General features: G+C 53.8%; 18 protein-coding genes and 1 pseudogene. 10 read left to right on the top strand and 9 right to left on the bottom strand.

Annotated features, from left to right (window positions below; translation table 11 throughout):
- Positions 1-76: 76 nt before the first annotated feature.
- Positions 77-1375 (bottom strand): MFS transporter, encoded by a 1299-nt coding sequence (locus ACNA0I_RS01590; RefSeq protein ID WP_415804304.1) that lies wholly within the window; start codon positions 1373-1375, stop codon positions 77-79.
- A 76-nt stretch (positions 1376-1451) separates the two neighbouring features.
- Entirely contained in the window at positions 1452-2006 is a 555-nt protein-coding gene (locus ACNA0I_RS01595) for a 2,4'-dihydroxyacetophenone dioxygenase family protein (RefSeq protein ID WP_415804305.1), read from the bottom strand.
- 196 nt (positions 2007-2202) lie between these two features.
- On the opposite strand from ACNA0I_RS01595, the gene ACNA0I_RS01600 reads away from it, so the two are divergent.
- Together ACNA0I_RS01600 and ACNA0I_RS01605 are read left to right on the top strand one after the other, a co-directional pair.
- The coding region (locus tag ACNA0I_RS01600; protein WP_415804306.1) for a LysR family transcriptional regulator at positions 2203-2873 on the top strand (671 nt) is incomplete at its 3' end.
- Between the two features lies 1 nt (position 2874).
- Positions 2875-3108: pseudogene (locus ACNA0I_RS01605) on the top strand (LysR substrate-binding domain-containing protein); the annotation flags it as partial.
- Positions 3109-3154: 46 nt separating this feature from the next.
- Here the strand turns inward: ACNA0I_RS01605 and ACNA0I_RS01610 are convergent.
- From ACNA0I_RS01610 to ACNA0I_RS01625, 4 genes are read right to left on the bottom strand one after another with little or no spacing between them, the layout of a single operon-like run.
- Positions 3155-3586 carry a hypothetical protein gene (locus tag ACNA0I_RS01610; RefSeq protein ID WP_415804307.1) on the bottom strand — a complete coding sequence of 144 codons (432 nt, stop codon included), beginning with the start codon at positions 3584-3586 and terminating at the stop codon, positions 3155-3157.
- Positions 3587-3635: 49 nt separating this feature from the next.
- Positions 3636-3860, bottom strand: a complete 225-nt coding sequence (locus ACNA0I_RS01615; RefSeq protein ID WP_415804308.1) for a DUF2798 domain-containing protein — start codon at positions 3858-3860, stop codon at positions 3636-3638.
- Between the two features lie 59 nt (positions 3861-3919).
- Entirely contained in the window at positions 3920-4339 is a 420-nt protein-coding gene (locus ACNA0I_RS01620) for an ester cyclase (RefSeq protein ID WP_415804309.1), read from the bottom strand.
- A gap of 41 nt (positions 4340-4380) precedes the next feature.
- A complete protein-coding gene (locus ACNA0I_RS01625) occupies positions 4381-4554 on the bottom strand; it encodes a hypothetical protein (protein ID WP_415804310.1) in 174 nt (57 codons plus the stop codon).
- A 331-nt stretch (positions 4555-4885) separates the two neighbouring features.
- Here ACNA0I_RS01625 and ACNA0I_RS01630 point away from each other — a divergent pair, with 331 nt between their 5' ends.
- From ACNA0I_RS01630 to ACNA0I_RS01660, 7 genes are all read left to right on the top strand, one after another.
- Complete coding sequence (locus ACNA0I_RS01630; protein ID WP_415804311.1) at positions 4886-5623, top strand: SDR family oxidoreductase; 738 nt, start codon at positions 4886-4888, stop codon at positions 5621-5623.
- A gap of 34 nt (positions 5624-5657) precedes the next feature.
- Positions 5658-5813, top strand: coding sequence for a hypothetical protein (locus tag ACNA0I_RS01635; RefSeq protein ID WP_415804841.1), 156 nt, complete (start codon positions 5658-5660; stop codon positions 5811-5813).
- Positions 5814-5843: 30 nt separating this feature from the next.
- Positions 5844-6482 (top strand): HD domain-containing protein, encoded by a 639-nt coding sequence (locus ACNA0I_RS01640; RefSeq protein WP_415804312.1) that lies wholly within the window; start codon positions 5844-5846, stop codon positions 6480-6482.
- A gap of 63 nt (positions 6483-6545) precedes the next feature.
- Complete coding sequence (locus tag ACNA0I_RS01645; RefSeq protein WP_415804313.1) at positions 6546-7991, top strand: catalase; 1446 nt, start codon at positions 6546-6548, stop codon at positions 7989-7991.
- Positions 7992-8256: 265 nt separating this feature from the next.
- A complete protein-coding gene (locus tag ACNA0I_RS01650) occupies positions 8257-9099 on the top strand; it encodes an alpha/beta fold hydrolase (RefSeq protein ID WP_415804822.1) in 843 nt (280 codons plus the stop codon).
- Positions 9100-9207: 108 nt separating this feature from the next.
- Positions 9208-9942, top strand: a complete 735-nt coding sequence (locus ACNA0I_RS01655) for a response regulator transcription factor (protein ID WP_415804314.1) — start codon at positions 9208-9210, stop codon at positions 9940-9942.
- A 35-nt stretch (positions 9943-9977) separates the two neighbouring features.
- Positions 9978-10412 carry a response regulator transcription factor gene (locus ACNA0I_RS01660; RefSeq protein WP_415804315.1) on the top strand — a complete coding sequence of 145 codons (435 nt, stop codon included), beginning with the start codon at positions 9978-9980 and terminating at the stop codon, positions 10410-10412.
- Between the two features lie 2 nt (positions 10413-10414).
- On the opposite strand, the gene ACNA0I_RS01665 is transcribed toward ACNA0I_RS01660, so the two are convergent.
- A complete protein-coding gene (locus tag ACNA0I_RS01665; RefSeq protein ID WP_415804316.1) occupies positions 10415-15601 on the bottom strand; it encodes a trifunctional serine/threonine-protein kinase/ATP-binding protein/sensor histidine kinase in 5187 nt (1728 codons plus the stop codon).
- A gap of 636 nt (positions 15602-16237) precedes the next feature.
- Between ACNA0I_RS01665 and ACNA0I_RS01670 the strand changes: the two genes are divergently transcribed.
- The gene (locus ACNA0I_RS01670) at positions 16238-17203 is read left to right on the top strand and encodes a Bug family tripartite tricarboxylate transporter substrate binding protein (RefSeq protein WP_415804317.1); all 966 of its coding nucleotides are present in this window, start codon (positions 16238-16240) and stop codon (positions 17201-17203) included.
- Between the two features lie 99 nt (positions 17204-17302).
- On the opposite strand, the gene ACNA0I_RS01675 is transcribed toward ACNA0I_RS01670, so the two are convergent.
- Positions 17303-17806: a nuclear transport factor 2 family protein gene (locus ACNA0I_RS01675; protein ID WP_415804318.1), complete on the bottom strand. Its 504-nt coding sequence runs from the start codon at positions 17804-17806 to the stop codon at positions 17303-17305.
- 148 nt (positions 17807-17954) lie between these two features.
- Positions 17955-18869, bottom strand: coding sequence for a LysR family transcriptional regulator (locus ACNA0I_RS01680; RefSeq protein WP_415804319.1), 915 nt, complete (start codon positions 18867-18869; stop codon positions 17955-17957).
- Positions 18870-19126 lie beyond the last annotated feature (257 nt).

The following is a 19126-nucleotide window of genomic DNA, read 5'->3' on the forward strand; positions in this document are numbered from 1 at the left end:
TCTTTCGATATGGATTCTCCTCTGAAATTCATATCTCTTAACTCACGGACAATAGCACCGCTTCGCATAGACTCCATCAGTCCAACGTCTTTCCTCGCGTTTCGGGCATTTCGATGAACGAGTACAGACTGATTGCGGCCCCAGCGCACACATAAACTAGAAACCAGGACTCTAAATTAATGCTCTGCAACCAAGCCATCAGGTATGGCGTCGTCCCACCGAGAAGTGCGATGACAACGTTATAGAACGCTCCTATACCGACCGCGCGCACCTCGGTGTTGAACAGCTCTGCCATCATCGCCGGTGCTATGGAGGCGTACAAACCATAAGCTAACAACCCGAAGCATTCGACCAGGAGCACTGACCAGAATCCGGACCCCACCGAGTTCACTACGGGGTACAGGAAGAAAAGATACGCGCAAGCGAACGCGATCAACTGTGGTTTGCGTCCAAAACGATCGGAGAATCTGCCGAAGAAGGGCAACGCGCACATGAAGATGGCGATACTGACCGTGCTCGCCCTGAAGGCGACTTCCGGCGTCGCGCCGCCACGTTGAATGGCATAAATAGGAAGGTAGCTGACGAACAGGTAGAAACTAAATGCAGGCAACACGCTGGTACCGATCAGCCGCAGCACCGCTGGTCGATGATGGCGCCATATCCATCGCAGTGATCGCTTGGGGATTTCCCCCTTGTTCGCCATATCCTTATACGCTTGCGTTTCGTCGACGTTTCGCCTCAACCACAGTCCAATGAGTGACGCGAGCCCTCCAATTAGAAACGGTATGCGCCAGCCAAATAACTCCATCTGGGTGCGATTCAGGTTATTTGTCAGCACCCATGCGATACCTGAGGCTATGAGCAGGCCGAGGGCGATGCTTAGAAATAAAAAGCTGCCATAGAATCCTCTGCGTTTAGCAGGTGCTGATTCAGTTAAAAAAGTAGTGGCAGCGCCATACTCTCCGCCCACGGATAGCCCCTGGGTCATTCGTGCCAGTACCAACAGAATCGGCGCGAAGACGCCGATCTGGCTGTATGTCGGCAGCAATGCGATAACCAATGATGGCACCGCCATCAGGAGGATCGACAGGGTGAGCGCACTACGTCTTCCATGGCGATCAGAGAAGGTGCCAATCAGCCACCCACCCAGTGGACGCATGAAAAACCCGATGGCAAAGACCGAGAAAGTGGCCAGAAGTGCGACGGTTGTGTCTTGGCTGGGGAAGAACTGATTGCTGAAATAGATGGCGAATACCGTGTAGATTGTCCAGTCGAACCATTCCACGGTATTGCCAATGCTGCCGGCAAATATTGTTCTGGCTATACTGCGCCGGCGCGTTCGTCCGGGCGTCAAGTAACCGATTTCGGCGTCCATTTGTTGTCTCTGCTTTTTATGGTAGTAAAGGGCTCCATTCACGGAGCCATGCGTGTTCTAAGCCGTCCCGGCCGGCTTATCGGAGAATTCGATCCAAAATACGTTGATCCAGCCCCTGTTCTTCGTAATGCTGACGAGCGGCTGCAAGCTTGGTGAAGACATCCTCATGACCGATGATGTCTTGACCGTCCAGATAGATATATCCAGATGTGTTGTGGAACCACGTGATCATCTCGGAAATATCCTCGGGCACCACCAGGGTGTGCGTCTCTCCCGGCGGCTCCATAATGAATGAACCTTCGGAGTAGACCTCTGGATGCTCGAGATAAAACCAACGTCCTTTCAAAACGTGCGCGTGGACCGCGCCGAGGTGTTTATGGCAGGACAGTACGCCGGATTTGCGTACGCGTAGCAAGTTAACGTAGTAGCCCTGGGTCACACCAAGACAGAGCGGAAGAAACCAAACGCCTTCGGCCTGAGGTACCCAGTACGCGTCATGGACATGCATAGGATCCTGAATGAAAATGTCGTGTCGTGCGTCCGGGGGCATTGGATCGACAGCGGCCACCACACCCCGGGGGTTGTGAAATTCTCGCGAAAAATTTGATGTTGTAGTAACGGGATAAGTCATGTCTCTACATTCTTGAGATTGATGGGGTAACTGAACGCCGCTCGATTTTCTGAGCGCGCATTGACAGAGACATAAGTGTGTTTTTAATCGCCCTGAAACTCTACATTCGTGTGGAAAAGTATGTATTCCGTTTGTTCACAGCTCTCCCCTATCAACGAGCGCCGAACAACAAGAAATCTATTTTCGGAGGCTAGAATTGGATCATCACGCCGAGCTCGCCGCGTTCGTCCAGGCCGCACGCGATAGAAGTTTTTCTGCTGCGGCGCGACACCTTGACCTGACGCCATCAGCGGTCAGCAAACTCGTTTCGCGTTTGGAAAATCGCCTTGAAGTCCGCTTGTTCACACGACAGGCGCGGGCAGTTTTGCTCACAGAGGAGGGGCAGTCTTACCTGCCCACTGCGCAGGCCGCTGTGGATGCCATGGCAGCAGCGCTCGAACACGGGACCGCGTTGCGCGACACGATATCGGGGACGCTTCGTATCCACACCATGCTAACTTTTGCTAGGCATCAGGTGGTTCCATGGCTGCCTGAATTTCTCCAGCGTTATCCAAATCTCAAAGTGGATTTGATGATTGGGCCACAGTATGTAGATGTCTTTGACGACGGCGTGGACATTGCGATTCATAGCGGCCCCCTGCCCGACTCCACATTAATTGCCAGAACCATTGCCGCGAGCCGTTGGATAACTTGTGCCTCGCCATCCTATCTAGCTAAACGCGGCATACCGCGACATCCTCAAGATCTGAGTTCGCATAGCTGTATAGGATTCACCTTCAAAAGCGATTGGAACGTGTGGCCATTTACCAATCCCATGGCTGAAGCCATTCATGTGCGGCCCGCCTACGCCATTACCACTACCCAGGGNGAGGTCGCACGCGACCTCGCCCTGGACGGTTTCGGGATCGTTCGACTAGCTGAGTTCCATATTGGCACTGATCTGCTGAACGGCAGGCTAATCCCCGTGCTAACCGACTATCAGGACCCGTGCAAAGAGCCCATCCAGTTGATCTATCCCAGCCGCAAAAACATTAGCCCGAGGATTCGGGCATTCTGCGATTTTTTGCAAAGTAAAGTCGCCCAGCAAAACTGGGCCAAATAGCCGACCAGCCCCATCTGATGATCCGGGTAGGCCGTCGGGTCCGCGTCTATAACAGTGCAGAATACTTGATCGCTCGCTGGGTAAACGTGCCGACTTGCGAAACATGTGGATCGAAATGGAGCACCAGCGCACCTGGTACGGCATAACCTATTTCAGCCGCGACTTGGTGGCCAATGCCTCTGCGTTCGATGACGTTGACCTCGTTTTCTTTGCCCCATTGGCGGGTCTCTTCGTGAAAGTCTGCTTCCTGTGGGGTGGCGGCCGGAATCATATGGTCGATGAAAATTCCGAACCTCTCAGGTTCGGCCAGCTTCCGCGACCCAGAAATAACTTTAATCTGCTTAAAGTACACGTCGGTATAGCCGGGGAAATCATACGCCAACACAAAATCTGGTTTGACCATGATCTCGTCGCCAACGCTGACTGCTGGAAGCGCCGCCGCACGCGCAAGTATTTTCTCGGTGATTGTGTGTCCCATTCGTCTATCCCTGTTGTATGGCTTCGCAGCCGGCATAATTCGCCGAGGCTCAGTTCGTCATCCAATGAGCAAGCTTACGGATAACGGGGGAGGCCACTAATGCAAGAGGAAGCATTACCGTCCAGGAAACCACATAGGCATGTCCCCAATGACTGACGAAGCTCCCCTCTGAATAGAATGGAGCACTGGAGATGGCCGAAGCAATGCAGCACGTCAGTCCTGACTGTATTGCGCTAAATACGAAGTGGCTGTATCGATTGGGGACTTTCAACATGGCACTGAGGCTTCCTGGGCAATGTCCATCCGGCGTACCTTATAGGGTCGAGCTATGTATCAGGTCTTGTTGGAAGCCAAATTCCTATGGACTTCGAGCGCGTTGCGCTCGACCCAGTTATGCTGAAGCAGGCCATCATCTCGAACGTGGATGATCGCAGTACCCGTCATGTGAATGGGCGATTGACAGGGTTCGAATCCCATGAGCCCATTGTTCTTGCCCGTCACAACCCACCGGGTCACAACGCGGTTTCCTTCTTCATTCTGAAAAATCTCGAGCACTTCAAATTTAAAGTCGTTAATCGAGTCGAGAAACTGACGTACCCAGGCTTTGAACTCCTCGCGTGGGCCAATCACCACGCCACCAGACGTGATGTGAAAATCCTCTGCCACCAGATGGTCGGCGGCCGCTGGATTCTTCTCACTCCATACCTTTTGCCAAAACTCGTTAACGATTTCGGTGGGTTTCCGGACAGTCATATTATTTCTCCCGCTGCGCTGATTTGGATCTCAGATAAAGGTCAGGTGCGCCATTTCCGTCCAGCGCGTCCACCCAGGGGAAGACCGGCGCCCGTGAGCTGGCACTCATCGTGGCCAGCATCACAGACAAAGTTAACAACTGTTTTTTCATAGTTAATCTCGATCAGTAAAAGCTGGAAAAGCTGGAAAAGCTGGAAAAGCTGGAAAATCATCATTGACAATCATGTCAACGATCAAACGTTAATTATTTTTGACAGATATGTCAATCAATATTTGAGCGACATGAATTTTCCGCACCTTAGCTGCCGTGACCCCCGAGGTGCCTTCCGTAAATCACATGGACTACTCTTCGAAACTACTAAATTCCGATTAGTAGGTGCGTCGTATTGTGCGGACCCGATGGCACTTTGAGTTCCATCCCGTTACGACACTTGTTGGTCTACCTCGGGTCTCTGATCCAGCATTGATATACGCATGTATGATTTCGCGGGTTCGGCCTTATAGGCAGAATGCCTTCACTGACTCCAAACTGAGAAGGCAACGGAAATGGCTGATCATTGCAAGACCGCAGTTGTGACGGGCTCCTCGCGAGGGATTGGCGCTGCGATTGCCGAGCGTCTAGCAAAAGACGGCTTCAATGTCATTGTCAATTTTTCCGGGAGTCCGGCCCCGGCAGAGAACCTGGTCGCAAAGATTGAGAAGGAAGGGGGCAAGGCACGGAGCTTCAGGGCTGATGTGAGCGATCCTGTCGCCGTCGCTCGGTTGTGGGATGTGGCGGAAGCGGCGTTCGGGGGGGTTGATGTATTGGTCAACAACGCCGGCATCATGAGGCTAGCTACGATCGCCGAGAGCGACGATGGCCTCTTCAATCAGCAAATCTCAATCAATTTGAAGGGCACGTTCAACATGCTCCGTGAGGCCTCACGGCGCCTGAATCAGGGCGGAAGCATCGTCAATCTGTCTACCAGTCAGACGGCGATGTTGCATCCTACCTATGGCGTGTATGCCGCGACAAAGGCCGCGATTGAAGCCATGACCACCATTCTCGCGAAGGAAATGAGGGGACGGAGCATCACCGTCAACGCCGTAGCGCCCGGCCCGACGGGAACCGCGCTGTTTTTTGACGATCGGCCCCAGGAAGTCATCGATCATTTCGCAAAACTGGCTCCGCTGGAGCGCATTGGCAGCCCAGCGGAAATTGCCAATGTCGTGTCATTCCTCGTGGGGCCTGACGGCGCCTGGATAAATGGGCAGACATTGCGAGCCAATGGCGGAATCATCTGATTACCGAGATCTTTGTTGTGCAAGGAGTCTGTCCATGTCTAAGAACATCATCCTTATTACGGGTGCATCCAGCGGCTTCGGGCTACTCGCCGCGCAAGCACTCGCCCTCTGGGGCATTGAGACGACGGTCGTCGTGCCTGGGGCCTTCACCAACGGCACCAACCACTTTGGGATTAAGTGGTCCTTTTAAGTCTCACCTATCTTTCATAGGATTCGTCACATGTCCGATATCAACTTTGCAAGAATCCCCGACAGCCAGCTCGCTCGGGAAATCAAAGAACTCGTCCGTGCCACCGAAAATGACCTGTTGTTCAATCATTCCTGCCGAGTCTATCAATTCGCTGCTTTGGCAGGAAAACGCCGCGGCATTAAATTCGATGAAGAGCTGCTCTACGCGGGCGCGATGTTTCATGATATGGGCTTGGTACCTGCTCATAGCAGTATCGATAAACGCTTTGAAGTCGATGGTGCCAATGTCGCCCGCGATTTTCTAAGCAGTCACGGCATTGCGAAATCCGATGTGGACACGGTATGGACTGCCATAGCATTACATACGACGCCTGGCATCCCTGAATATATGGACCCCGTTATTGCGCTGCTGACCGCTGGCGTAGAAATGGACGTTCTGGGCTTTGCGTACGATGAATACTCTGATGCCCAGCGAGATGCAATTGTGCATGCGTTTCCCAGGCCAGTACATTTCAAAGAAGACATTATTCAGGCTTTCTACGACGGTATCAAACATAAGCCGCACACGACGTTCGGCAACGTCAAGGCCGATGTGCTCGCCGATAAAGACCCGCAGTTCAAGCCTGCCAACTTTTGCAACCTCATCCGATGTTCGCACTGGCATGGCTGACGCACCCTGCCCCATCTTCGCTCTGCGGCGACGTGCTCAACAGAGCTGTTAGGAGTAATCTCCATGAACGACAAATCCAAATATCTGACCCATGCGACGGGCGCGCCTGTTAGCGACAACCTTAATATCCAGACGGCAGGTCGGCGCGGCCCAGCACTCTTGCAAGACGTCTGGCTGATCGAGAAGCTCGCTCACTTTGATCGCGAGGTGATTCCGGAACGCCGAATGCATGCAAAGGGGGCCGGGGCCTTTGGTACGTTTACGGTCACGCATGACATTACACGGTATACCAAAGCGAAAATTTTCTCCGAGATAGGCAAGCAGACGCCAATGTTCGCGAGATTCTCGACCGTCGCTGGTGAGCGTGGCGCTGCCGATGCCGAGCGCGACATTCGTGGCTTCGCCCTGAAGTTCTATACGGAGGAGGGAAACTGGGACATGGTGGGCAACAACACGCCTGTGTTCTTTTTCCGAGATCCTCTGCGTTTCCCTGACCTGAATCACGCGATTAAGCGGGATCCCCGCACCGGACTGCGCAGTGCGAACAATAATTGGGATTTCTGGTCGCTTCTTCCCGAAGCCTTGCATCAGGTCACCATTGTGATGAGCGATCGTGGTATCCCGAAAAGCTTCCGGCACATGCACGGCTTTAGCAGCCATACGTATAGTTTTATCAATGCCGCTAATGAACGTGTCTGGGTCAAGTATCACTTTCGCACGCAGCAGGGCATCGAGAACTTAAGCGATAGACAGGCGCAGGACCTGGTCGGCAAGGATCGTGAATCACATCATCGGGATCTGTTTGAGAGCATCGAAGCGGGCAACTTTCCGCGATGGACCATGTTTATTCAGGTGATGACCGATGCGCAAGCCAAGGCCTTTCCCTATAACCCGTTTGATTTGACCAAGGTCTGGCCGAAGGCGGACTATCCGCTGATTGAGGTGGGCTATTTTGAGCTCAACCGCAACCCTGAAAACGTATTTGCTGACGTGGAGCAAGCGGCATTTTCGCCGGCACATGTAGTACCCGGCATCAGTTTTTCACCCGACAAGATGCTGCAAGCCCGATTGTTCTCGTATGGTGATGCTGCCCGCTATCGCTTAGGCGTGAACCATCATCTGATCCCTGTCAACGCGCCGAGGTGTCCCTACCACAGTTATCACCGCGATGGAGCGATGCGCACCGACGGCAATATGGGGAGTACGCCGAGCTACTACCCCAATAGCGCAGGTGAATGGACCGACCAACCGGCGCTAAATGATCCACCATTGGATATCGACGGCGCGGCTGATCATTGGGACCATCGCATGGATGACGATTATTTTCGTCAACCCGGGGACCTGTTTCGAATCATGAGTGCTAATGAAAGACAGTGCCTGTTTGAGAATACCGCCCGAGCACTCGAAGGCGTAGCAGAAGATATTCAAGAGCGGCATATCACTAACTGTTCCAAGGCAGATCCCGCCTATGGCGCCGGTGTCCGCGAAGCCTTATCGCGACTCGCCTGATACCGGTAGATTGGTTGAAAGCCGCCCGGACTCTTAGCCCGTTCACGTTGATTACGGAGTCAGAGGAATGAACACAGCCTTATTAGAACATCCGCCGCATGCCATGAGCGGACCTTTATCAAGTGACCATTCAGTGCCGTCCATGGATCTTTCGCGGCGGGCCTTTATAGCGGGAACGGTAGGCGTCTTGGCCGGTGCCTACCTTCCAACGATGGCGGTAGCAAAGACAACATCTCATCATCAACCCTCAGAGGGAGCGGTAACCATGACCAGCGGATTTATTCACACTAAAGATGGCGCCGAGATTTTCTATAAGGATTGGGGCCCGAAGACGGCACAGCCTATTGTTTTCCACCACGGCTGGCCCCTTTCGTCGGACGACTGGGACACTCAGATGCTGTACTTCCTGGCCAACGGCTACCGCGTCGTAGCCCATGATCGTCGAGGTCATGGTCGCTCGTCACAGATCGCGACTGGGCATGATATGGACCACTACGCCGCCGACGCAGCGGCGGTCGTCGAATTTCTTAAACTGAGCAATGCCGTCCATATTGGCCATTCTACGGGCGGGGGGGAAGTCGCACGCTACGTGGCAAAGTTTGGCCAGCCGCAGGGGCGGGTTGCGAAGGCCATTCTGGTCAGTGCGGTTCCGCCATTGATGGTCAAGACTGATAGCAATCCGCAAGGAACCCCGCGGTCGGTGTTTGACGGCTTTCGCACAGCATTGGCTGCCAATCGAGCAGAATTCTTTCGCGCGGTGGCGTCTGGTCCATTTTATGGCTTTAACCGACCTGGCGTGGCCGTTTCTCAGCCCATCATCGACAATTGGTGGCGGCAGGGCATGATGGGCAGCGCGCTCGCTCACTACGAAGGTATCAAAGCATTTTCCGAAACCGACCAGACCGCTGATCTCGAAGCGCTTACTGTTCCGACGTACATTATTCAGGGAGACGACGACCAAGTCGTGCCGTACACGGATGCCGCGCTCAAGCAGGCCGAGCTGGTCAAGAATGGGACGTTGAAGATATATAAGGGCTTCTCGCACGGCATGCTGACGACCAATGCGGATACGATTAATCCCGATCTCTTGGCGTTTGTGCGCGCATAAGCGCGCGGGGTCTTGACGGCTTGTCGAGATCCGCTTAGCTTGTGAAGGCATAGCGATAGCGATGGTTACGGCGGGCGAGACGCACCGCTTCCCGATAAAGGAACGAGCGTGGTGGAAATTGTCGAAACAAGTTTGGTATCGGAATGTGCTCGCGGCACCAATGCCGATATGCCGAATGATAACCGGTCGCTATCGTCAGCCACTGCGCCGACAGGGGTCGTCCTCATTGTCGAGGACGATCTTTCGATCCGAGATGCGCTGCGGCGGCTGTTTCAGGCGGTCGGGGTGGACGTGCGGACTTTTGGCTCAGCGACCGAATTGCTCCAGAGCAAACTGCCGGACGAAGCAAGCTGCTTGGTTCTCGATATTCGCCTTCCCGGTCGAAGTGGTCTCGATTTGCAGCTAGAACTTGAAAAAGCCGGCAGCCAGATTCCCATCATCTTTATGACAGGTCATGGCGATATATCGATGTCGGTAAGGGCGATGAAAGCTGGAGCGTCAGATTTTTTGACCAAACCGTTTGGCGACCAGGAGCTGTTGGACGCCGTTGCTGCGGCGTTGGGCCGCGACCAAGAGCGACGAACGGCGATGAAGGTCAATGAAGGGCTGCAACTGCGATTTGGCTCGCTCAGCCCTCGTGAGCGTGAGGTGATGGGGCTGGCAACTGACGGACTCATGAACAAGCAAATCGCGTGGGAACTCAACATTAGCGAGATCACGGTGAAGATTCATAGAGCGCGCGTGATGAAGAAAATGGGAGCGCGATCGCTCGCCGAACTGGTCCGTATGTATGATAGCGTCAAGACAACAGACTGTGACCGTCGTTCGATGCGACGTGAATAAGCCTATCAAAGTATCGCTTCCATTACCTTGCAGCAATGGTGGTGCAACCACAATCCGGATTTTCGTCGGATGACAATGGGGCAGGTTCCTTGCACGACATACCGAAAAAAAGTGTTGTCGCCATTGTTGATGATGACGATTCTGTGCGCAGTGCCATGAGCAAGTTGCTACGGCTTGAGGGCTATGAGGTGCACGGTTTCGCCACCGCCGCCGATTTTCTGAAATCGTCTCAGATCTTTCGCACCCAGTGTTTGGTATCGGACATCCGAATGCCGGGTAGCAACGGCCTGGAATTCCACGCTCGCCTACTCGCTTTGGGCCACCACATTCCCACGATCTTCATGACAGGCTTTCCCGAAAATAAGTCACGCGAACGCGCCTTGGCTGCCGGCGCACGGGGATTTCTGATAAAGCCGTTTGACGGCGCATTGCTGATCCAACTGATCGAAGAGGCGTTGGGCGAGGCATAAGGCTATTCTGCGGCAGGTAGCGTAAATTGGAAAGTTACGCCGTGCGGCTGGCTCGGGCTCGCCCAAATCTTTCCGCCATGAGATTCGATGATGGAACGGCAGATTGAAAGGCCCATACCCAAACCAGAGGGCTTGGTCGTAAAAAACGCGTCGAAGGCCTCGTCAAACAGTTGGGACATTAAACCTGGGCCAGTGTCTCGAACTGTCACCGAAACTCCTGGTTCCTGAGTCGCCACCGTGCGGATGAACAAATGCCGTGGGCCAGATTCGCTCGTGCTCATTGCCTCGAATGCATTAACAATGAGATTCAGCATGACCTGTTGTAGTTGAACCTTGTCGCCCCTGACCATCGGCAAGCTATCGCCGAGTTCGGCCAATATCGAGATGGTCTTGTACTTTGCCTCGGATTGCGTTAATTCGATGACTTCTTGAATGGGCTCATTGATCTCCAGCAAATCGTCGCTGGCGGGCGAGTTCTTGATCAGGTTGCGAATGCGTGTGATGATGTCACCGGCCCGATTTCCATCTTTGATAATGCTTTTAAGCGCATCTGAGATTTCCCGTTGATCGGGTTTTGCGTTTTGCATCTCGCGCAACGCAGCTTGAGCATTAATGACAGTCGCGGTAATAGGCTGATTGATTTCGTGCGCGATGGAGCCAGCCAATTGGCCCATGGTAGACCTCCGGTTTGCATGTGCCAATTCTATCTGCACGCTTCTATAGCGCTGCTCGTTCTCGCGTGCCCGTGCTTCGGCGTGCTTCAAGTCCGTCAGATCAAGAATATAGGCTACGCCCTGGTTCGGCGTGCTCTCAAACACCGCAGCACCGATAAGTACAGGTACGCGGCTACCATCTTTTCTGAAAAACTCTTTCTCGCGTGCCCGCATAGCACCCGTTGACTGCAGTTCTTGAGCTTCAGATTGCAAGTGGACCGCTTGCCAATCTGGAGGTGTCATATCGAACCATCTGAGTCCTGCCTGCAGATCTGCGCGGTCATATTGCAACATGTTCAGGAATGCGTCGTTCGCGTCTATGATACGACCGTCAAGGTCCCAGATCAGGATACATATAACGTCTGATTGCACCAACCGCTGTATTCTCGATTCGCGTTCTTCGATATCACGATACAGGCGCGTATTCTCCAACGATATCGCAGCTTGTAAAGCGACAAGTTTGAGAATGGCCAGTTTGTCAGTGGTAAATACTCGTGCTGCTAGATTGTTTTCGAGATAAAGCAGTCCGATCAACCGTGTACGGTTAATCAATGGCAGACACAGCAGCGATCGTACGCGATTCTGGTTGAGGTATGGATCGTCCGAGAACGTGTTAGGAGCACTCGCGTCGTCAAGAATTACGCTTTCTCCCAGGCGCGTGACATATCGCAACACGGATTCCGGAACAGCGTTAAGGACGCCAGCGGGGTGCTCGGTCTGAACCTCAATAGCTTCTTCTCTGATCGTGGCATGCGCGACCATCTGATAGTTCTCGGCATCCATCAGCAACAGTACGGCCTTCTCAGCCCCTGCGTGCTCCATGGCGGTGCGCATTAGCGTGTCGATGAGCCGATCATGGATGGTCTCACCCGATATCGCTTGGGAGACCTTGATTACGGTATCGAGTTCAAGTCGGGCTGTTGGCGACGGGGAGCGTGTGCCTGTGGTTTCCAGTCGCTCCAGCGTTTCAGGAAAACGGGCCTCGAGCTGTGTAACCTTTGCCATGGCACCCCACCGCAAATAACAATGTCGGCTCTCACGAATATAGGTCCGTGCAATCGATTGAAAGCCGATTTCGGTATAGAAATCGGCCGCCAACTCATTGGCAATCGCTTCGTGGTGAATAAAGCCATGTGCCCGTGCGCATTCCACTGATCGCTCGTACAAGTGCATGGCATCAAGCGTACGTCCCTCGCTCCGGGCAATCTCGGCCGCAACCAACGCCGCGCGGTCTTCGAAATTTTCAGGCGTGTTTTCGGCCCATTGCGCAAGTTGGTGGTGGTGTTGCAAGACAGACTGATTGTGTTGGGTGCTCTCGGCAGTGTCATCGTTGTAGGATAGGGCGGCGTGAGCTAACGCCGAGTAAAAATGGTACTCGACTCTTTCCAAGGACGACGTGGAGGTCCAGAGTAAAGGGGCGGCGCTCGAGGCTGCATGCAAGGCCGCATGAAAATCGCCAGCTAGATAACGCGCTTGCAGTTTGCGTATCCAATACCAACAACTGGCGATAGCGTGTCCTTGCAGCTGGAGTTCGTAGGCCGGCTCATTAAACTCAATGCTATCGAAGTGCCCCAAGACGGGTAAGGCACCCCGCAACATACGGATCAACTGCAACTGTGGAATGATCAGTTCGGCCACGTAGCGGAACCCGTGTTCCCGCGCATACGCAAGGCCGAATTCCGCTCGGCGCTCGACAAAGTCGAGCGTCTCGCCGCAGGCCAAAAGAGTCGACACAGAGTTGCAGCAACTATAACCGGCAAAGGTCACATCGCCGATGTCGTTAGCCTGCTTGAATGCCTGCTCTAACAAGGGCAGACCGTCGCGGCAATGACGTGTCCATGGGTTGACATGGGCGCCAAACAGAAGATAGGCACGTGCTTTGAACCGCTCAATCGCACGTTGATCCACCAGATCTAAGCCAAGTTGGGCGAACCGGAATCCCGTTTTGTAGTCGCCCAAGTATGGGCCGAGCACCACCCCCGCCCAGACATACGCTGCACAGGCTCCATCGCTGCTCCCATACTCCAAGCTCAGATTCACCATACGGCATACGCTGAGACATAGCAGGTTGTCATCGTACGCCAGTGCTGCGGGCGCCAACTGCAGCAGTACTTCCATCGTGGCGCAGGCTGTCGATTGCGTCATCGGCGGCAATTCGCGCAGCGTGTCTATAGGACGGGTCCGCAGTCGCCGACGTAATCGCTGGTGCTCGCGCCAGACGTCTTGACTGGAGGGGTGGTCGGACCAATCACAACCCGTGTGCCGTAGATAGTCGACCGCCACTGCCACGGCACGGCCGTGCTGTCCCTTGGTAACATAGATCTCTCCTCGTAGGCACGTGACTGCCGACGACTCAGCGTTGGTCAATGCGCGTTCGTGCAACGCCGCTAGGCGTGGGCCGGCATAGGCCAGCTCACCCGTCACGAACTCGCATTCGGCGAGATGAAACTCCAGTGCAAAGGATAACTCTCTGTGTGTAGCCCAGGTTTGCGCATTGATAAGTGCGGAACCCGCCTGGAAATAGTTCAGGGCCGATGCATAGGCTACCGAGGCTTTCGCACGCCTTCCAGCGATTAGGTTCAGTTCGGCGAGTTTCACGCGTTCGTCGCTACGGACGATCAACTCGACCGCATAGTTTAGTTGGTTGACGATATCGAATATCGAGCCTTCGCGCTGGTCCGTCGGCGTATGGCGCAGCAGGAGCCTGCCGATGCGCAGCTTTGCTTGCGCTAGCATCGGCTCTGGCACACGCGAGAGCGCGGCTTCCTGGACCCGGTCATGGGAAAAGCGGTAGCCTTCGGCGTTGCGATGTACTAATTCTTGGCGCCTGGCGGGCCATAGCAAGGCATCCACTCCTTCGATATCGACTTCGAATATCCACGACAGTGTGGTCATGTTGGCAGCATTGCCGATGCAGGCAAGTAGGCGTAGTGCGTCGTGGCATGCGTCAGGCAAGCGTCCCAGCTTGGCAATCATGAGCTCGACGACATTCTCGGTGTGCCGCTGGGTACTGATACGATCTGCATCCCAAACCCATCGCATCCGATCGTGATCAAACGCGATGAGCGAATTCTCCGCCAGCATCGTCAAGAACTGAATAACAAAGTATGGATTTGCGCCGGTTTTACTGCGTATGAGCTCCGCTAGTTTGCCTACTTCTCGGCTCGCGGTCCGCAGGGTTTCCGACAGCATCATCACCAGGGGATCGTGCTTCAATGGCCCCAGTGTGATCTCGCTCACACGGGTTGCGCCTGCTTTGACCCTTTCGAGCATGCTGAGCAAAGTTTGATTCGAGGCAATCTCGTTATCCCGGTAAGCCCCTATCAGTAGCAGATGCTTTAACTCTGCCCGCAGCACGAGATCTTCCAATAGTTCGAGCGTGGCGGTATCGAGCCACTGCAGATCGTCCAGAAAGATAACCAAGGGATGTTCAGGCTGAGCAAAAACACCAATAAAGCGTTGAAAGACTGAGTGAAATCGAACTTGCGCCTGTAGCAAGGGTAGCGTCGGCGCAGGGGGCTGTGTGCCGATAATGAGTACCAAATCTGGGATGAGCGTGGTGATCAGTTCTCCATGTACGCCCAATGCTTGTAGGAATTGGCTCCGCCATAGTGTTAGCTCTGACTCGTTCTTGCTCAACAGCGAATGAACCAGCGTTTGTAGTGCTTGGATCAGCGTGGCATAGGGAACGTTCTCTTGGTACTGTTCGAATTTTCCTGATGCAAAAAGCGTACGCGAGGGCGTGACGGCCTTACGCATGGCCTCGACCAGTGCCGATTTACCAGTACCCGAATAGCCTGCAATGAGCAGTAGCTCAGGAATACCGGTGCGTGCTACCCGATCCAGACAGTCAATCATCGTCGCTAATTCGCGATCACGCCCATAGAGCTTATCCGGGATAGCTAATTCATCGGGAGTGTCGTCAGCGGCCAGCTCAAATGGCATGATATCGAACGTCGCGATCCAGGCCTTGAGACAGCGTTCCAGGTCGCTGATGATACCTGCCGCGGTTTGATACCGCTCTTGTGGTGTCTTTGCTAGCAGCCGCATGATGATCGTAGAAACCGTCGACGGGACGGTTACCAATCTTTGGCATGGATCTATCGGCCTACGGGCAACATGGCAGTGAATCCACCCACTTGGATCTTCAGCATTAAAAGGTAGCGCGCCGACGACCATTTGATAGAAAATCACGCCCAACGAATAGAAGTTGCTACGTCGGTCAGTCGGCCAGCCCGTTCCGCTCAGTTGTTCGGGCGCTATATAGGCGAGCGTGCTATCGCAATTTTCCGACACGGCCGAGGCGTATGGGCAAGCGACTCGATGCTCCGTCTCGCGCGAGGCGGTTAGTCGAATACCATCATCGGTATGGACAACGATGGTGGAGGGTTGCAGATTGCTATGAACGAGGCCAAGGCGGTGTATCTCCGCCAATGCCCGTGTAATGTCGATGGCGAATGGCAGAAAGCGATCCATTCCCATCGGGCCGTCAATGAGGTCGCGGAGTCGCACACCTCTAGCCGTATGCCCTATGCCATCAGACAATGGCACTCCCTCTTTGTGGATGAGCGTCGCATTACGGTCGCCGCTGTTTGGCATAGGCATAAAGGCTTAAAGCCCTCTCCGGTGTTTGCAGCGTGATGTCTGCTACCTAAACGACGTTTGACGTTTTCGCATTCGGTTTGTGTTCACCTGATTCTAAGAAGTATTGAACCCGCAGTGAAATTTGTAATTCACATGGCTGTCATGCTTTGTGAACATAGCGGGATACCTCGAACCCTGAATCACGAGATCGATCATATGTGCGGACATGTCCGCTTCCATGCTGACCTGACTTTCTGGCTTTCCGCCACAGCCAGAAAGTAATAAAGCTGCCGTGGATCCGCCGTAAATGCTCCTATCAGGGCTTTCGATTTATTCCATATTTCGTCGCTTCTAGCATCCGCCGTTCATCAACCAACATTATCCATGCGTAATAGGCATGACTGAGATAGGTATTATGTATTTTTCATATCATCTCTCGCCATCTACAGTAGCGACGTATGGTTGCGATAGTCGAACAAATTTGTGTAATGCTGCCAACTAAGTCATATAACAACCAGGAGACAGATAATGAGGTTGAAAAAATTAATCAGCTGCGCGACGGCGCTAGTTTTGATGGGTACGGCGGGCGCCGCCTTTGCACAATGGCCAGACAAGCCGGTTCGGATCGTAGTGCCGTACGGGCCAGGCATATCCGTGGATGTAGCGGGTCGTGCATTGGCCCAAGAACTCACCGAGCAGTTAGGCAGTCCGGTTATTGTGGAGAACAAGCCAGGGGTCAGCGGCCAAATCGGCGCTGCGTATGTGGCAAGATCTAAACCTGACGGGTACACCCTGTTATTGGGAGCCAGCGCTACACATGTCGTAAGCCCACACGTCCTCCCCGCACCGGACTATGACCCGATCAACGATTTCGTTCCACTCGCCCTGGTTGCACGCGTGCCGAACATTCTCGTCATTCACCCCTCAATTCCAGCGAAAACGGTCCCCGAGTTCCTGACATACGCCAAAGCCCACCCCGACGAAATGATGTTCGCGAGCTACGGGCAAGGCAGTAATCTCCATCTAGCTGGGGAACTATTGAATCTTCGACTCGGCACGCATATGCAACACATCCCCTATAACTCGACGGCGCTGTCGACCGATTTTGTTGCGGGAAGAATTCAGTGGATGTTTGACAATGCGAATGCGGCAATGCCACTAGTGAAAGCGGGTAAGCTACGAGCACTTGCTGTAGCGAGCGAGGATAAGTTAGCGTCCTTCGGCGATCTGCCCGCTATGTCCGATTTCTTACCCGACTTCTCAGTCAATGCATGGGCACTGCTTTCGGCGCCCAAAGGTACGCCGAGCGATATCGTGGACCGCTTATCGGTTGAGGTAGGAAAGGCCATGCAATCAGCGCGCATGCAAAAGGTGCTGGAAGAGCAATTTCTCGTTCCTGGCCTGCTGACCGGTGCAGACGCAAAAACTTTCCTCGATTCAGAAAATGCAAAGTGGGAAAAGATTGTTAAGGATACGGGCGTAACCGTACAGTAGAATTCGTTGTGAGCGATCCCGACGAACACCAAAAGTACAGGTTTCGCCCGGATCAACTCGACCTCGTACGTAGCACGTCCGAGGATCCCGCAGAGTCCTTTAGTCCTGCAGGAAATCCGGACCGTCGATCACCGCGTAGGTGTTCGTGTACAAGGACTGGTGCCGGCGGGCCTTGATCCGCCATCCTGCCGGCGTCCGCACCCACTCGTCGTGCCAATAGCCAGCATCGATCAGATTTGCTTTTACATCGCGAGCTTCATGACTATGGAAGTGGAACGAAAGTGACTTGGCAGTATCGCCATCAATCGTTACACGGGCCAGCCCTTCGATATGTTGCCAAGCCTTGAATTTCACTTCAAGACCGCCACCCTTCATACCCTTACCGCGCATGAGCTCGCCATATTCTTGAAGGTCATAGGTCTTCAGGCCCAGGCTACTCAAATCGATTTTCGCATCCGGCGTGAAAAGGTCGTTCCATTGTTCCAGAACATTCTTGTTTTCCGCACCAGCCTGATGAAGGTCCTGACCAAGGCCATAAAGGGAAACCTTATCTTCAATCTCAATGCGATCGAGCAAATAACGGACATCTTTTTCAAGAGACATGATATGTACCTCTGTTGGTTGGAGTAGGTTCAGATTAGGGCTTTACGCCCCAGCAATCGATGCCGTGAGAGGCAATAGATTGTTCCCTCCCGACGCAACATTCCATGGTCTAGTTCATTGGTGCCTAACGATTGGAGAATTTTTAGGTTTAGGCCTCGAACCAATCGCCATGCAACTGTGGAAAGTGTTCTGCGACCCAATCAATAAACACGCGCACCTGAGGTGCCAGATGGACTTTACTCGGGTACAACACCGACACAGGGCGTGAACGCGGTCGGCATTGTGGCAAAACCTCTACCAACGAACCGCTCATAAGGTGGTGATCAACGCTAATACCGAGCGCTTGCATAATGCCAAAGCCGGCTAATCCAGCTTCTACATATGCGTTCGAATCGTTCACCAGAATCCCTGAGCGAAGGTTGAAAATTTTCTCTTCGCCATCAATCAAGAAACGCCAATCCATCGACTTACGTGCGTTTCCCGAAAAGTAATTCACTCCATGGTGCCGAGATAGATCCTCAAGGCTCTCGGGATGGCCATACTCGCGCAGGTAGTCCGGCGCGGCACACGTGACCATGGCCGCCGTGCCTATGCGGCGGCCGATCATGCTTGAGTTTGGCAACTCTCCGATCCGTACCACGCAATCGACACCCTCGGCGACCAAGTCGAGCGTCCGATCAGTTACGCCCAGAACCAGCGAGATATCGGGGTAAGCCCGCTTGAATTCACGCAGGCTTGCCATGAAGCGCGGCTGAGCCAGGGCGACTGGCAGATCGACTCGCAAGCGCCCTCGGGCGTTCTCGCCGTTGGTGGAAAAGAGTGATGTAGCTTCAGAAATATTGCCGAGAATCTCGGTGACGCGCTCATAAAAGACTTCGCCCTCGGCCGTGAGATTCACCTTTCGAGTCGTGCGCTGAACCAATCTCACGCCTAGCGCTGCTTCCAGATCCTGAATTGCGTGCGTGACCTGGGGCCGGCCAATTTGCGCTGCGTCAGCAGTTTTGGTAAAGCTGCCTAGCTCCGCCAGTGTGGCAAAGATCTGCATTGTCTGAAGTAATTCCATGAAGCCTCCGATACTGCCGACGGAAACTGCGACGGAAATGAACGCAATTAGCACGGCAGCGGTCGCGATATTATCGCCCTGCTAAGTTTTATATCACCAATAGTCTTGAATGAACGAGCAGAATACCTATAAGCCATTTCGCCCCCAACACTCACGAGGAGGTTCGTCATGAATACCGTATTCAAGACTGTTGTTAGCAGTTCGCCTACAGCGCCGGTCCCGGCAGGTCGCGCAGCGCGGAACGTGCGTAATGACGT

This window comes from Bordetella muralis (assembly GCF_965139205.1).
Taxonomy (GTDB): domain Bacteria; phylum Pseudomonadota; class Gammaproteobacteria; order Burkholderiales; family Burkholderiaceae_B; genus Bordetella_A; species Bordetella_A muralis.